General features: G+C 70.8%; 13 protein-coding genes. 7 read left to right on the plus strand and 6 right to left on the minus strand.

Annotated elements, in window-relative coordinates:
* A partial coding sequence (locus tag BFF77_RS08360) for a beta-ketoacyl-[acyl-carrier-protein] synthase family protein (RefSeq protein WP_066945717.1) occupies positions 1 to 1,187 on the minus strand: 1,187 nt, incomplete at its 3' end.
* A 122-nt stretch (positions 1,188 to 1,309) separates the two neighbouring features.
* Positions 1,310 to 2,527 carry an aminotransferase class I/II-fold pyridoxal phosphate-dependent enzyme gene (locus BFF77_RS08365; protein WP_066945720.1) on the minus strand — a complete coding sequence of 406 codons (1,218 nt, stop codon included), beginning with the start codon at positions 2,525 to 2,527 and terminating at the stop codon, positions 1,310 to 1,312.
* A gap of 393 nt (positions 2,528 to 2,920) precedes the next feature.
* Here BFF77_RS08365 and BFF77_RS08370 point away from each other — a divergent pair, with 393 nt between their 5' ends.
* Positions 2,921 to 3,850, plus strand: coding sequence for an AfsR/SARP family transcriptional regulator (locus BFF77_RS08370; protein ID WP_066945723.1), 930 nt, complete (start codon positions 2,921 to 2,923; stop codon positions 3,848 to 3,850).
* Between the two features lie 190 nt (positions 3,851 to 4,040).
* Here BFF77_RS08370 and BFF77_RS08375 read toward each other — a convergent pair whose 3' ends face one another.
* From BFF77_RS08375 to BFF77_RS08385, 3 genes are read right to left on the minus strand one after another with little or no spacing between them, the layout of a single operon-like run.
* Entirely contained in the window at positions 4,041 to 4,796 is a 756-nt protein-coding gene (locus tag BFF77_RS08375) for an SDR family NAD(P)-dependent oxidoreductase (RefSeq protein WP_066945726.1), read from the minus strand.
* Entirely contained in the window at positions 4,793 to 5,779 is a 987-nt protein-coding gene (locus tag BFF77_RS08380) for a 3-oxoacyl-ACP synthase III family protein (RefSeq protein WP_079124951.1), read from the minus strand. The genes BFF77_RS08375 and BFF77_RS08380 overlap by 4 nt, the downstream gene beginning before the upstream one ends.
* 11 nt (positions 5,780 to 5,790) lie before the next feature.
* The gene (locus BFF77_RS08385; protein ID WP_046502425.1) at positions 5,791 to 6,051 is read right to left on the minus strand and encodes a hypothetical protein; all 261 of its coding nucleotides are present in this window, start codon (positions 6,049 to 6,051) and stop codon (positions 5,791 to 5,793) included.
* Between the two features lie 184 nt (positions 6,052 to 6,235).
* Here BFF77_RS08385 and BFF77_RS08390 point away from each other — a divergent pair, with 184 nt between their 5' ends.
* From BFF77_RS08390 to BFF77_RS08415, 6 genes are all read left to right on the plus strand, one after another.
* Positions 6,236 to 7,120 carry a class I SAM-dependent methyltransferase gene (locus BFF77_RS08390; RefSeq protein ID WP_066945730.1) on the plus strand — a complete coding sequence of 295 codons (885 nt, stop codon included), beginning with the start codon at positions 6,236 to 6,238 and terminating at the stop codon, positions 7,118 to 7,120.
* 10 nt (positions 7,121 to 7,130) lie between these two features.
* Complete coding sequence (locus BFF77_RS08395) at positions 7,131 to 8,693, plus strand: flavin-containing monooxygenase (protein WP_066945734.1); 1,563 nt, start codon at positions 7,131 to 7,133, stop codon at positions 8,691 to 8,693.
* A gap of 20 nt (positions 8,694 to 8,713) precedes the next feature.
* On the plus strand, positions 8,714 to 10,237 hold the full coding sequence (locus BFF77_RS08400) for an FAD-binding protein (protein ID WP_066945737.1): 1,524 nt from the start codon (positions 8,714 to 8,716) through the stop codon (positions 10,235 to 10,237).
* Between the two features lie 146 nt (positions 10,238 to 10,383).
* A complete protein-coding gene (locus BFF77_RS08405; protein ID WP_245703317.1) occupies positions 10,384 to 10,872 on the plus strand; it encodes an SRPBCC family protein in 489 nt (162 codons plus the stop codon).
* On the plus strand, positions 10,869 to 11,738 hold the full coding sequence (locus BFF77_RS08410) for an alpha/beta fold hydrolase (protein WP_066945740.1): 870 nt from the start codon (positions 10,869 to 10,871) through the stop codon (positions 11,736 to 11,738). Before BFF77_RS08405 ends, BFF77_RS08410 begins: the two co-directional genes overlap by 4 nt.
* A gap of 7 nt (positions 11,739 to 11,745) precedes the next feature.
* On the plus strand, positions 11,746 to 12,516 hold the full coding sequence (locus BFF77_RS08415; protein WP_066945743.1) for a 4'-phosphopantetheinyl transferase family protein: 771 nt from the start codon (positions 11,746 to 11,748) through the stop codon (positions 12,514 to 12,516).
* Positions 12,517 to 12,781: 265 nt separating this feature from the next.
* Here BFF77_RS08415 and BFF77_RS08420 read toward each other — a convergent pair whose 3' ends face one another.
* Positions 12,782 to 13,774 carry an AraC family transcriptional regulator gene (locus BFF77_RS08420; RefSeq protein WP_066945746.1) on the minus strand — a complete coding sequence of 331 codons (993 nt, stop codon included), beginning with the start codon at positions 13,772 to 13,774 and terminating at the stop codon, positions 12,782 to 12,784.
* Positions 13,775 to 13,912: the final 138 nt, after the last annotated feature.

Genomic DNA, 13,912 nt, shown 5'->3' on the forward strand with positions numbered 1-13,912 from the left:
GGACCGGATGCGACGGCGCGCGGCGCGCCGTGGACCACGTCGATTTCCATGCCTGGCTCCAGCCGTTCGTGATTGGCGGTGGGTGGGACCTCGCACTGGCGCATCGCCTGCACGGTGGCGATGAGTTCGACCGCGCCGGCGGCTCCGATGAGATGGCCGATGACGCTCTTGTTGGCGGTGACCGGCGGCCCGTCGGGCCCGAACACCTTGGCCAGCGCGACCGCTTCGGCGCGGTCGTTGAAGGGCGTCGAGGTGCCGTGCGCGTTGATGTGCACGATGTCGGAGGGGATCAGGCCCGCGTCGGCGATGGCTCCCGACATGGCGCCGATCGCGGCGCCGCCGTCCGGCAGCGGCATCGAGAGATGGAACGCGTCGGCGGTGGAGGCGTAGCCGGCGACGGTCGCGTAGGACCGGGCGCCGCGCGCCTTCGCGTCGTCGAGCCGTTCCAGTACGACGAAGCCGGCGCCCTCCCCCATCACAAAGCCGTCCCGGTCGGCGTCGAAGGGCCTGGACGCGCGCTCCGGGTCGTCGTTGCGCAGCGACACGGCGTTGAGGTTGCCGAATCCGGCCAGGGTGACCGGCGTCAGCGTCGACTCGCAGCCTCCGGCCAGCACCACGTCGGCCCGGTAGGTCTGGAGCAGCATCACCGCGTGGCCGATGGCGTCGGCCCCGCTGGCGCAGGTGGTGGCGATCGTCAGGGCGGGCCCCTGCCAGCCGAGCCGCATCGCGATCTGGGCCGCCGCCGCGTTGGGCATCGTCATCAGCGGCATCAGCGGATTGACCCGGTGCGGTCCCGACTCGGTGAAGTTCTTGGACTCCGCGTCGCTGGTGGCCCGGCCGCCGACGGCGTTGCCGACGACGATCGCGGTACGGTCCGGGTCGACGGACGGCGCGCCCGCGTCCCGGTGGGCGGCGAGGGCCGCCGTCGTGCCGTACAGCGCGAACGGGTCCATCCTGCGGGCGTCCTTGGCGGGCACCAGTCCGGTCTCGTCGAGTCCGCGGACCCGGCAGCCGATCCGTACCCGGTGCCGTTCCAGGTCGAGATGGGTGAGGGTGGCGGCCGTGGACCGGCCGGCGCGCAGCGTGGTCCACAGATCGTCGGGGGTGCAGCCGGCCGGTGTGACGACGCCCATGCCGGTGATCGCGACAGGCGCTTTGAGCTGTGTGTGCCTCGGTGAGGTTGACATCCCGTATCCCGAATCCCGTGCGAACGGCGGACGGCGGACAGCGGCCGACTGGCGCCGGCGCGTGGGTGAGCGTGAGAGTGCGCGTGGTGGGTGGGACGGACGCGGAGCGCGCGGCCGGTGGATCAGCCCGGGATCAGTCCGCACTCGTGGGCGGCCTTGAGGAAGGCCTCCGCGGCGAAGTCGATGTCCGCCTTGGTGTGCCGGGCGGTGATCGCGATCCGCAGCCGCGCCAGGTCGTTGGGGACCGCGGGTGTGACCACCGGCAGTCCGATGACACCGGCCGCGCGGCAGGCGGTGGCGTAGTCGTAGGCCGCGTCGTCGGAGCCCGCGATGACCGGGACGACCGCGGTCTCGCTGTCGCCGGTGCGCATCCCGCCCTCGTTCAGCATCCGGCGGAACCGCGCGGACTCCTGCTGGATGTGGCTGACGCGCTCGGGCTCGCGCTCCAGGATGCGCAGCGACTCCAGAGCCGCGGCGGACTGGGCCGGGCCGAGGGCCGCGGAGAAGAGGAACGGCCGTGCCGCGTACTTGAGATGGCCGATCAGCTCGCTCGGCCCGGCCACCCAGCCGCCCATCGAGGGAATGGCCTTGGAGAGGGTGCCCAGCTTGATGTCGACCTTCGCCCGGTAGTCGAAGTGCTCCTCGATGCCCTTGCCGGTGGCGCCGATGACTCCGAGCGCGTGGGCCTCGTCCACCATCAGCAGCGCGTCGTGCGCGTCGCAGACGGCGCGCAGCTCGGGCAGCGGAGCGATGTCGCCGTCCATGGAGTAGACGCTGTCGACGATGACGAGCCTGATCCCGTCGGTGCTCGCGGCGGCCAGCCGCCGGTCGAGGTGCTCGACATCGTTGTGCCGGAAGCGGGTGACGGTGGCGCCGCTGAGCCGGCAGCCGTCGACGATGCTCGCGTGGTCGTACTTGTCGATGAAGACGGTGTCCCCGCCGCCGACCAGTCCGCCGACCGTACCGACGTTCGCGGCGTAGCCGGAGCCGAAGACCATCGCCTCCTGGCGGCCGGCGAACCGGGCGACCTCCGCCTCCAACTCCTCGTGCAGCGGGATCGAGCCCGCGAGCGCCCGCACGCCGTGGTTGCCGGTGCCGTACAGATCGACCGCGGCCTTGGCCGCCGCCACCACGCGCTCGTCGCCCGCCAGGCCCAGATAGCTGTAGCCCGACATCATCAGGAGGCGTTCGCCGTCGAGGTCGGCGTACGCGGAGTCACGCTCGACCGTGTACGTCACGAAGCTGTTGCGGCGGGCGGGCTCCCACTCGAGGGACTGCACACGACGACGCGTCGCGTCCAGTTTCGGCGCGAGACGTTCCCATCCTCCGGATGTGTTCACGTGCGTCTCCTCATCCACGTTTCGGACAATTACCGGAGTCCGCTCAACCTTGGACTCAAAGTGCGACGCAATTCAACGACAGCCGCGCAAGCCGCGCGCAACACGACCCTGAAATGGGGAAACCCGACAACGCAAGAAGAACGCGACATGGCCCAGGAAGCGGAATCCTGCTCTCCGACCAATTCCCGGGGAATGTTCCCCGGCCATGGTTGACACGTAGAGAAGGCCGATTGGTATCGTCCAAATCTTGTGCAGGGGGCATGCACCTCTTGTCCCGATCTCCTTCACAAGAACCATCGTGGACGGGCCCCCTGGCGAGATTCCGATCATGTCGCCGGCGGCAACCGCCGCCGGTGGAACCGGCAGACAGCCGACCGCACCGGGGAGTACAGCTTGCTCATCAGACTTGCTGGTCTCGTCACGATCGAACCCGAAGGGGTTCCTCCGCAGCATCTGTCCAGCGCTCAGGCCCAAGTCGCGTTCGCCCGGCTCATTCTCGAACGGTCCGGCGGTACCAGCCGCGACCAACTGGCGGACACCGTCTGGCCCGACGGCCTGCCCGACACCTGGGCCTCGGCCCTGCGCAGTGTCGTCAGCCGGGTCCGTACCTTCGTCACGTTTCCCCGGCAGCAGCCCGGTGTCACCCCGCTCGTCGCCCAGGGAGGCCGCTATCTGCTGCGGCTGCCCGACGACGCGGCGGTGGACGTCGAGTGCGCCGAGGCGGCGCTGAGCGAGGCGGCCGAGGCGTACGCGGCGGGCTCGTACGCCGTCGCGCAGCAGCTCGCGTCCGCTGCTGTGTCGAATCTACGCGGGTCATTCCTCCCCGCCCATGAGGGCGAGTGGGTCAACAGCGTGCGGGAGCGGCTCGACGAGCTGCGTCTGTCCGCGCTGGAGACCGCGAGCCTGGCCTCGTCCGCGCTCGGCGACGAGCATCACGCGCTGCGGTACGCCGAAGAAGCCGTACGCCGCGCCCCGTTCCGGGAGAGCGCCTACCGGTGCCGGATGGCCGCGCACCGCACGGCGGGCAACCGGGCCGAGGCGCTGCGCACCTATCAGCAGCTCAGGGAGGTTCTGGCGGAGGAGCTGGGGATAGATCCGGCGCCCGAGAGCGAGGCGGCGTATCTGGAACTGCTCCGTACGCCGGAGCGGCGGCCCGCACCGGAACCGAAGGCCGTCACCCGGCTGGATCCGGTGCTGATGGGCATGTTCGAGGCTCCGTCGCCGAGACCGGCCGCGCCGCGGCCGTGCTCACTGACGACGGACGGCTGTCTCACCCATCCGGTGCGTCCGGCGCGGTCCGCGCCGACGCGGCGTGTGGCGTAACCGACAGCGGGGGAACATACGCGGGCGGCCCGGCAGTAGCCGGGCCGCCTCTTTTTTCGCCGGCCGGTCGGGGCGCGATGTCCTGCCGTGCGGCCGGGGCATGCCGGACGGCCGGATGCGCCAGAGGGGCACACCGGCCGTACGGGGCGATGACGGACTCTCCTGGCGGACGGCCCGGGGGCCGGCCGCGTCAGGTGATCGAGACTCCGCTGTCGATACTGATGACCTGGCCCGTCATACAGTCCTGGTCCAGGAAGAGCCCGGCGCTGCGGGCCACCTCCTCCACCGTGACGAACCGGGGGATGGGCGCCTTGTCCTCCATCCCCTCGATGACACGGCCGGGCAGGTCCTTCGTCATTCCGGTGATCATGAAGCCCGGCGAGAGGGCGTTCACGGTCACCCCGCGCCGGCCGCACTCGGCGGCCAGGGTGCGGGTGAAGCCGATGAGACCGGCCTTGGAGGCCGAGTACGCGGTCTGGCCCGCGGTCGCGATCAGACCGGAGGGCGAGACCACATTGATGATCCGTCCCCACCGCTGCCGGAGCATGTACGGCACGGTCGCCCTGGCGGTGTGGAACGAACCGACCAGGTTGGTCTGGATCACCTGCGCCCAGTCCGCCGGCGACTGCATCGCCATCAGCGCGTCCTTGCGGATCGCGCCGTTGTTGACGAGGACGTCGACGGGACCGAGCTCGTCGCTGATCCGGGCGTACATCGCGGTGACGGCGTCCCAGGAGCCGACGTCACCGGTGACCACGACCGAGTCGTTGGCGAGCTTCTCCTGAACGGCCCGGGCCTGGACCTCGGAGCTGTTGTAGTGGACCGCCACCCGGCAGCCGAGCGCGTCCAGTTCCAGGGCCAGGGCCTGTCCCAGCCCGCCGGACGCTCCCGTGACCAGGGCGACCGGCTTCTCGGGGCGAGTGCCCTGCGGCTTGTTGCCGCTCATTTCCTCACCCCGCCCCACTCCATCAGGATCGATCCCCAGGTCATGCCCGCTCCGAAGCCCGCGAGCAGCACCTTGTCACCGTTCTTGATCCGGCCCTCGTCGAGCGCCTCGGTGAGAGCGATCGGGACGGACGCGGAGGCGGTGTTGCCGTACCGCTCCAGATTGGTGATCAGCGCCTCCTGGCGCAGACCGGTGTGGCTGAGGATCGAGTTGATGATCCGGATATTGGCCTGGTGCGGGATGACATGATCGATGTCGGCCGCGTCGACCTTGGCGCTCTCCAGCGTCTCCCGGACCGTACGGACCGTGTAGCGCACGGCGTTGAGATAGATCTCGTTGCCGTTGATCTGCGCGTAGTGGAGGCCCTGGCGGACCGTCTCCTCGGTGGTCGGCATCCTGCTGCCGCCCGCCAGCACCTTGAGGCTGCCGGCGCAGGAGCCGTCCGCGCCGAGGTTCCATGCCTTGACCCGGTTCTCGGGTCCCGGCTGGAGCACCACCGCGCCGGCGCCGTCGCCGACGAGGATGGACAGATCACGGTCGGCGGGGTTGGCCGTCAGAGTGTGGGTGTCGGAGCCGATCAGCAGGATCGGCCGGGGGTCGATGGCGATCAGTGCCATCGCCGACACCAGCGCGTAGATGAAGCCCGCGCACTCGGAGTTGACGTCGTGCGCCCCGCCCGCGATCCCGAGATCGTGGTGGACGAAGGCGGACGTCGCCGGAGAGGGCTGCTCGGGCGTGGCGGTGGCGACGATCAGATGAGCGATGTCGCCACCGGTCAGGCCCGCCTTCTCCAGCGCGCGACGGCCGGCCTCGACAGCCAGTGAGGCGGTCGTCTGGCCCGGTCCGACGGCCCGGCGCTCCCGGATACCGCACCGGCTGACGATCCAGTTCTCGTCGACGCCGAAACGCTCCGCCAACTCCACGCTGGTGACCTTGCGCTCGGGTACGGCCATGCCCCACCCGGTGATGTCGAAGCCGTTCACAGGCGGTCCCGTTACGCCTGAGCCGGCTGCGGGACGAGCGCGAGGATCCGCTCGTACACGTGGCGCAGCGTGGTGGTGTCGTCGAGGTCGGCGAAGAGCGACTCGTCGGCGGGGATGTCCGGGTACTGGTTCTGGAACCCGTACAGCCACTCCATCAGGTCCAGCGAGTCCACATCGGCGATGTGCTGGAGCGGTGCATCGGGGCTGACCTCCTGGGCGCCCGACACGGCCTCGAGCTGGCTCGCCAGTTCTTCGATGGTGGGCAGCGTCATGAGCTTCGGTCCTCTCTCGCGGTGCATCCGGTTTCGAGAGGCATGGAAGCGCGGGCCGCGCAACCCAGGCGCAACACCACCGAAGCACGGGCGTCTTGCACATCTGTTGCGAGCGACACGGTTTGCTCGTGGCCGAATCAACGGTCGGAACGAGCGGCGCAGCGACACAGGAAAGAGGTCGAGCATGACAACGGTCGCCCCCAGATCCGTGGACCCCGAGGTCGACGCGGTACGGCACCACTACGAGGTGAGCAACGATTTCTACCGGCTCCTGCTGGGTCCGACCATGATGTACTCCGGCGGCTACTGGGAGCAGGGCGAGGACCTCGTCACGACACTGGACGAGGCTCAGGAGCGCAAGCTCGACACCTTCGCCGAGCTGGCCGGGGCCGCGGGCACCCGCCGTGTGCTGGACATCGGCTGCGGCTGGGGCACCATGCTCAACCGCCTCACCACCGTCCACGGGGTCGAGCAGGCCGTCGGTCTGACGCTGAGCCGCACCCAGGAGGCGTTCATCGCCGGCCTGGACAACCCGCGCATCACCACGCGGGTGGAGAGCTGGGCGGACCACGAGACGGACGAGAAGTACGACGCGGCGTTCTGCATCAACGCGCTGGAGCACTTCGTCTCCTCCAACCTGCCGCCGCGCGAGCGCACCAAGCGCTACCGCTTCTTCTTCAACCAGGTCGCCAAGGCCCTGAACCCGGGTGCGAAGTTCGTCCTGCACACGATGACGGCCGAGGCGCAGCCCATGAACCGTGAGCTGCTCGCCGACCTGAAGTTCCTTCAGCGCTCCGAGTTCGAGGGGATGCACATCCCGCACCTCCACGAGCTGACCGCCGCCGCGGAGGGCGTCTTCCACGTCGTGGAGATCGTCAACGAGCGGGAGTCCTTCGCCATGGCGTGCCGCGCCTGGCTGAAGCGGCTGGCCGCGGACCGTGAGACGGCCGTCGCCCTGGAGGGCGAGGAGGTCGTGGCCCGCTTCGAGCGCTACCTCGACATCTTCGCCTACACCCTCGAAGACAAGTTCTTCAACAACTTCCGCGTCACCATCGAGCGCAGGGGCTGAGGAGGCCACCGTGACGAGCATTCTCGAACCCGCCCACGGGGGCGGCGCGAGCGACGGGACGGAGGAGTCGGCGGGCCGGGGCCCCACCCGTCATCTGCGGGTCGCGGTCATCGGCACCGGCTTCTCCGGTCTGGGTACGGCCATCCGGCTGCTCCAGCAGGGGATCGACGACTTCCTGGTCTTCGAACGGGCCGACGAGGTGGGCGGCACCTGGCGCGACAACAACTATCCGGGCTGCGCCTGTGACGTCCAGGCCCATCTGTACTCCTTCTCGTTCGCCCGCAATCCGGAGTGGAAGAGCACCTTCGCCAAGCGCGACGAGGTGTTCACGTATCTGCGGGACTGCGCCGACCGCTTCGGGGTGCGCCCGCACATCCGCTTCAACCACGAGCTGATCGCGGCCCGCTGGGACGAGAACACCCGGTGCTGGCACATCGAGACCTCGGGCGGCGAGTACACCGCGCAGGTCCTGGTCGCGGGCGCCGGCTACCTCAGCGAGCCGGCCGTCCCGGACCTGCCGGGACTCGCGGACTTCGAGGGCAAGGTCTTCCACTCGGCCCGCTGGGACCACGACCACGACCTGACCGGCAGGCGCGTCGCCGTGATCGGTACGGGCGCCTCGGCCATCCAGTTCGTGCCGAAGATCCAGCCCGAGGTCGGCCGGCTCGACCTCTACCAGCGCACGCCTCCGTGGGTGGGTCCCAAGAACGACAAGGTCAACAGCGCCTTCCACACGAAGATGCTGCGCAGCTTCCCGGGCTACCAGAGCTTCCGGCGCAACTTCAACATGTGGGGCCGTGAGGTCCTGGCCTTCGCCTTCGCCCGGCCCAAGGTCGCCGAGAAGGTCCAGAAGATGGCCTCCGACCATCTCAAGAAGAGCGTCGCCGACCCGGCGCTGCGTGAGCGGCTGACGCCCGACTACGTGGTGGCGTGCAAGCGGCTGCTGTTCTCGAACACCTGGTACCCGGCGATCCAGCAGCCGAACGTGGACATCGTCAGCGACTCCATCGACCATGTCCGGGCCAAGTCCATCGTCACCAAGGACGGCCAGGAGCGCGAGGTCGACACCATCATCATGGGCACCGGCTTCCTCGCCACAGACCGTCCGGTCGCCCGGCGCATCTGGGGCAAGGGCGGCGTCCAGCTCCGGGAGGCCTGGAGCGACGGGATGTCCGCGCACCGCGGTACGACCATCGCCGGGTTCCCGAACCTCTTCATGATGCTCGGTCCCAACACGACGCTGGGGCACTCCTCCCAGACCGTGATGATCGAGTCGCAGATCGCCTACGTCGTCGACGCCCTCAAGCAGATGGACAAGCGCGGCCTGTCCAGCGTCGAGGTGCGGCCCGAGGCGCAGCGGGCGTACAACGCCACGCTCGACAAGCGCCAGGCCCGCGCGGTCTGGAGCGCCGGCGGCTGCAAGAGCTGGTACCTGGACAGCGCCGGGCGCAACCCGTCGATCTGGCCCACGTACACCTGGCGGTTCCGCAACGGCACCAAGCACTTCGACCTGGGCGAGTACCAGCTCGCCACCACCGTGGGCGCCGGTCGACCGGCGGTCAACCACGTATGACGAACGGGAGAACGGACCAGATGAGCAGCAACACCCCTTCCCGGCGCAGAGTTCTGGGCGGAATGGCCGCCACCGCCGCGACCGTCGTCGGCTGGAACGTGGCCACGCAGACGTGGGCCACCGCCGCCGAGGCGGGCCGCGGGCACGGTGGCGGAGGCCATGGCGGTGGCGGACAGGTGGCCCCCGTGCCGCCGCTGGACGGCTCGCTGAAGACCTCGGCCGCCGACCTGGTGCAGTTCAGCAAGGACTTCGGCGCGCTGGTGTCGAACATCACGCCGTGGGCCGTGCTGGTGCCGGGCTCGGTCAACGACATCGTCAAGATGGTCAACTTCGCCCGGGACAACAACCTGAAGATCGCGGCCAACGGGCGCAGCGGCACCGGCGACGACCTTGAGTCGCACTCGAACTACGGCCAGGCCGCGGTGCCCGGCGGTATCTCGATCGACTCCCGCGGTCTGGGCAGGGTCATCAGCGTCGGCACGAACACCGCTGTGGTCGAGGCGGGTGTCACCTGGGCCCAGCTCACCGACGCGGCGGCGGCCAAGGGCAAGATGCCGCCGGCCATGCCCGACTACATGCACCTGTCGATCGGCGGCACGATCAGCGTCGGCGGCATCGGCGGCACGGTCGGCAAGTACGGCCTGGCGGTCGACACCATCGAGTCGATCGACATCGTCACGGGTACCGGGCAGCTGCTCACCGCCTCCCCCAGTGTCCGCTCCGACCTGTTCAACGCCGCGCTGGCCGGCGGCGGCCAGGTGGGCATCATCGTCCGCCTCACGGTGAAGATCGTCCCCGCCAAGGAGCGGATCGTCGTCTTCAACCTCGTCTACAACGACGTGGCGACCTACCTCGCCGACGCCGAGAAGGTCATGGCGGCGGGCAAGTTCGAGGTCCAGGCCGGCGAACTCGCGCGGAAGCCCGACGACTCGGGCTGGCGCTACCGGATGGAGCTGGGCGCCACCTACACCGGCACCGCTCCGGCCCGCGAGCCGCTGATCGCCGGGCTGCGGGACGTCCGTTCCGAGGCCACCGTCGACGACATGTCCTTCCGGGACTACATCTTCCGGTTCGACGCGTACGTCGAGGACTACAAGGCGGGCGGCTACTGGGAGCAGCCCAAGCCCTGGCTGAGCCTGTTCCTGCCGGCGGCCAAGGTCAAGCAGTTCCTCCAGATCGCCGAGGCGGACCTGACCGCGAACGACCTGGGCGTCGGCTTCGTGCTCACGTACCCGTACCGCACCTCGAAGCTCAAGCGTCCGATGGCGGTCCAGCCGAACGACTCGATCGGCTACCTCTTCGACCTGCTGCGCTTCCCGCACCCGGGTGAGCCGAACATCGCGGGGATGCTGGAGCAGAACCGCCGGCTGTACGACAAGGCCGTGGCGCTGGGCGCCAAGCGCTACCTGGTCGGCGCCATCCCGCGGATGACTCCCGCGGACTGGAAGAAGCACTTCGGCAACCGCTACACCGACCTCTGCAACGCGAAGCGCCGTTACGACCCGGCGGGCATCCTCACGCCCGGTCAGGGCTTCTTCGCCTGATCCGGTGTGCCGGGCCGGCCACTTCGGCCGGCCCGCCACGCCGGGCACGGAAGCGGGGCTCCGCCGGGGTCCGTCGTCGGTGTGACGACGGGTCCCGGGGCCCCGCTCCTTCGATCCCATCCGCCGTCCCACACAGGGAGACAGGCATGAACGGCTACGACATCATCGACGAGGCGGTGGTCGACGCCCCCGCGGACGTCGTCTGGGACGCGCTCGTCGCCGAGTTCCGCGGTGCCGCCCGCTGGTGGGTCCCGGCCAACACCTTCGAGACGGTCTCCGGCGCGCCCGACAAGGTGGGCGGCATGGTCGCCGTGACCGTCCACACGAAGGGTGTCGGCAACGGAGGCCCCAAGCTCCGCTTCACCGCCCGTACGGAGTCCGTCGTCCCGGGCCGCAGGCTGACCGTCGAGTATGTCGACGGAGTCTTCCGCGGTCCGGCCGACTTCCTTCTGGAGCCGCTGGACCACGGGCGCCGCACCCGTATCTCCATGCACTTCCGCGGGCGGGCGCACGGCAAGATGAAGCTGATGGAGAAGGTCGCCGACATCGGCGCCGAGCACTCCAAGGCGGCGCAGGCGGCCTTCGTGGCGCTGGGCAAGCAGCTCAGCGCGGTACCGGCCGGAGGGGCGCGATGAGCACCGTCACGCCGGCGGCCGACGCGGTCGCCCGTACCGACGAGACCACCGTGCGGACCGACGACGGCGCCGCGCTCGCGGTGAGCGTCCTCGCGCCGCTGAGGTCCGGTGCCGGCGGCGGTACGACGGTCGTCCTCGCGCACGGCTGGGCCGCGGGCCGCCGGGTCTGGGGCACCGTCACGGACCGGCTGATCCGGGCCGGGTACCGGGTGGTGCTGTACGACCAGCGCGGCCACGGCGCGTCGAGCCTGGGCAAGGAGCCCATCGCCGTCCGTCGGTTCGGCGCGGACCTGGCCGCGGTGCTGGGCGAGACCGGCTCGCGGGACGCGGTGCTGGTCGGGCACTCGGGCGGCGGCTTCGCCGCGATGTCGTACGCCACGACCGATCCCGCCGCCGCGCGCCGGCTGCGCGGACTGGTGCTGCTGGGCACGGCCGCGCACGACCAGGAGACGCCCGACAGCGAGGTGCGCATGATGGGCAGCGCGCTCTTCTCCCGCGCCCTGCGCCGTCCCGCGCTCGGCCGGCGGCTGCTGGCCCAGACGATGGGCAAGGGCGTCGACCCGTTCCTGCTGGAGGTCAACCGGCAGATGTTCGCGGCGATCGCGCCCCAGGTGCGCGCCGACTGCTTCGCCTCGTCGCGCGGGATGGATCTGCGCGCGGGACTGGCGGCGGTGGAGGTACCGGCCGTGGTGCTCGCGGGCGAGAACGACCGGGTCGTCAAGCCGGAGCTGGGCAAGGCGGTGGCCAAGGCGCTGCCGGACGCCCGCTTCGAGCAGCTTCCCGGCGCCGGTCACATGCTCCCGCTGGAGCGGCCGGACGAGATCGTACGGGCCGTCGCGGGCCTCGTCGCCCGTCCGCGCGCCTGACCTCGCCGTGATCGAGGAGATTCTGCCCCCGGGCGTCAGATCGTCGGAAGCGTTCGACGATCTGGCGCCCGCTCCGCTGTTCCCGGAGGAGGCCGCGCTGATGGCCGGCCGCCGGGCGCGCCGCCAGGCGCAGTTCGCCACCGCGCGCGCCTGTGCGCGCCGCTCCCTCGCCGAACTGGGCGTGGCGCCGGCGCCCCTGCTGCCGGGCGCCGGAGGCGCTCCACAGTGGCCCGCGGGGGTGGTGGGCAGCATCACCCACTGCGACGGCTACCGGGCCGCGGTGGTGGCCAGGGCGGCCGAGGTGACCGTGCTCGGCATCGACGCGGAGCCCGCGGAGCCGCTGCCGCGCGGTGTGCTGGGCCTGGTCGCCTCGGACGGCGAGCGCGCGGCCCTGGAGCGGCTGACGGAGGAGCGCCCGGGACTGTGCTGGGACCGGCTGCTGTTCTCGGCCAAGGAGGCGGTCTACAAGGCGTGGTACCCGTCGGTGGAACGCTGGCTGGGCTTCGCGGACGCGACGGTACGCATCAGCCCGGACGGCACGTTCACGGCGTACCTCCACCCGGCCGATCCCCCGCCCGGCGCGCCCACGGCCTTCTCCGGCCGCTGGCTGTCCCGAAACGGCCTCCTCCTGACGGCGGTGTCGCCCCCCGTGCGGGCCCGGACCGTCCCCAACCGCCGGACAGCGCCGGACATACAGCCCGGCACCGGAGGGAAACCCGGCATGCGGCAGGAGGGGGTCGGGGTCGCAGGAGGTGCGTGTCCGGACACCGAAGCGTGATGTGTGCCGCACACGAAACCCGCACCGAAAACCCGCACCGAAAACCCGGCCCGCACGCGGCGTACGGGGTCCGGGGTGTCCCCGGGAAAGCACAGCATGCCGTCCGGACACGCACCTCCGGAGTGCCCCGGCACCCGCACCACCCACCGGCCCCCGCCGGAAGGCGCACCGCGCCGTCAGACACACACCGCCGCCAGCCGCATACCGCACCGCACTCGCACCGCAGGCGCACCCGCACCCCACCGCGCCCCCCGCCGGGTGGCGCTCAGCGGTCCAGGACCACCGTCTGCGTCGGCGCGCTCAAGCGTTGCAGCGGCTCCCCCTGGCCCCCCTTGCGGAACTCCTGGGGGCTCACCCCCCGTACCCGCTTGAACGCCGCGCTCAGCGCGAACGCGCCGCTGTAGCCCACCCGGCGCGCCACCGTCGCCACCGTCGCGTCCGGCTCGCGCAGCAGGTCCGCGGCGAGGGTGAGCCGCCAGCCCGTCAGATACGCCATCGGCGGCTCGCCGACGAGCGTGGTGAAGTGGCGGGCCAGACCGGCGCGGGAGACTCCCACCGTGTCCGCCAGCGTGGCCACCGTCCAGGCCTTGCCGGGCTGTTCGTGGAGCAGCCGCAGCGCGGGACCGACCACCGGGTCGCTCTGGGCGCGGTACCAGGCGGGCGCGCCCGACTCGGGCACCGCGAGCCAGGTGCGCAGCACGCTCACCAGCAGCAGGTCCAGCAGCCGGTCGAGGACCAGCTCCTGGCCGATCTCGTCCTTGCTGATCTCCTGGGCGAGGATCTGGACGAGCGGGTTGTCGCCCGCCTCCGCGGGCCGCACCAGCAGTACGGGCAGGGCGGCGAGCAGCCGCCGGCCGATCTCGCTGGGCGCCTGGTACGTACCGCTGAGCATCACCGAGGCGCCGGCCCTGCTGTCGTCGCCCCAGGTGCGCACGCCCAGCGCCATGGTCTCGGTGACGTCTTCGCCCTCGGTGGTGTTGCAGCGCTGCTCGGGCCCCACGACGATCTGTACGTCCGTCTCCGGCCGGTCGGAGATGGTGTACGCGTCGGGGCCGCGCACCACGGCGACATCGCCCGGGCGCAGCTGTACGGGGTGCCCCTTGTCGGGGAGGACCCAGGCGTCTCCGCGCACCATGGTGACCACGGAGATCGGCGCCCGGTCCTCGACCCGGAGGGACCACGGAGGATTGAAGACCGACTTCAGCAGGAACGCGCCGCGGGCCTTCGGACCTTCGAGCAGACCTGTAAGTGTGTCCATGACATCACATCTTAGACGACCCCGTATGAATGGTCACCGGTTTCAACGGATCCGTCTCAGGCGGGGCGGGGATCGAGGGTGCGCCCGCCCTCCCCGCGGGGGAACGAGTGGGAGGACGGGCGGGGATCGAGGGTGCGC

Origin of the sequence: Streptomyces lushanensis (genome assembly GCF_001700515.1) — a bacterium.
Classification (GTDB): Bacteria; Actinomycetota; Actinomycetes; order Streptomycetales; family Streptomycetaceae; genus Streptomyces; species Streptomyces lushanensis.

Excerpts from the sequence above, each read along its gene's own strand:
- BFF77_RS08375 (WP_066945726.1), bottom strand. The coding sequence starts at position 4,796 with ATGAGCGGCAACAAGCCGCAGGGCACTCGCCCCGAGAAGCCGGTCGCC.
- BFF77_RS08385 (WP_046502425.1), bottom strand. The coding sequence starts at position 6,051 with ATGACGCTGCCCACCATCGAAGAACTGGCGAGCCAGCTCGAGGCCGTG.
- BFF77_RS08390 (WP_066945730.1), top strand. The coding sequence starts at position 6,236 with ATGACAACGGTCGCCCCCAGATCCGTGGACCCCGAGGTCGACGCGGTA.
- BFF77_RS08400 (WP_066945737.1), top strand. The coding sequence starts at position 8,714 with ATGAGCAGCAACACCCCTTCCCGGCGCAGAGTTCTGGGCGGAATGGCC.
- BFF77_RS08405 (WP_245703317.1), top strand. The coding sequence starts at position 10,384 with ATGAACGGCTACGACATCATCGACGAGGCGGTGGTCGACGCCCCCGCG.
- BFF77_RS08410 (WP_066945740.1), top strand. The coding sequence starts at position 10,869 with ATGAGCACCGTCACGCCGGCGGCCGACGCGGTCGCCCGTACCGACGAG.
- BFF77_RS08420 (WP_066945746.1), bottom strand. The coding sequence starts at position 13,774 with ATGGACACACTTACAGGTCTGCTCGAAGGTCCGAAGGCCCGCGGCGCG.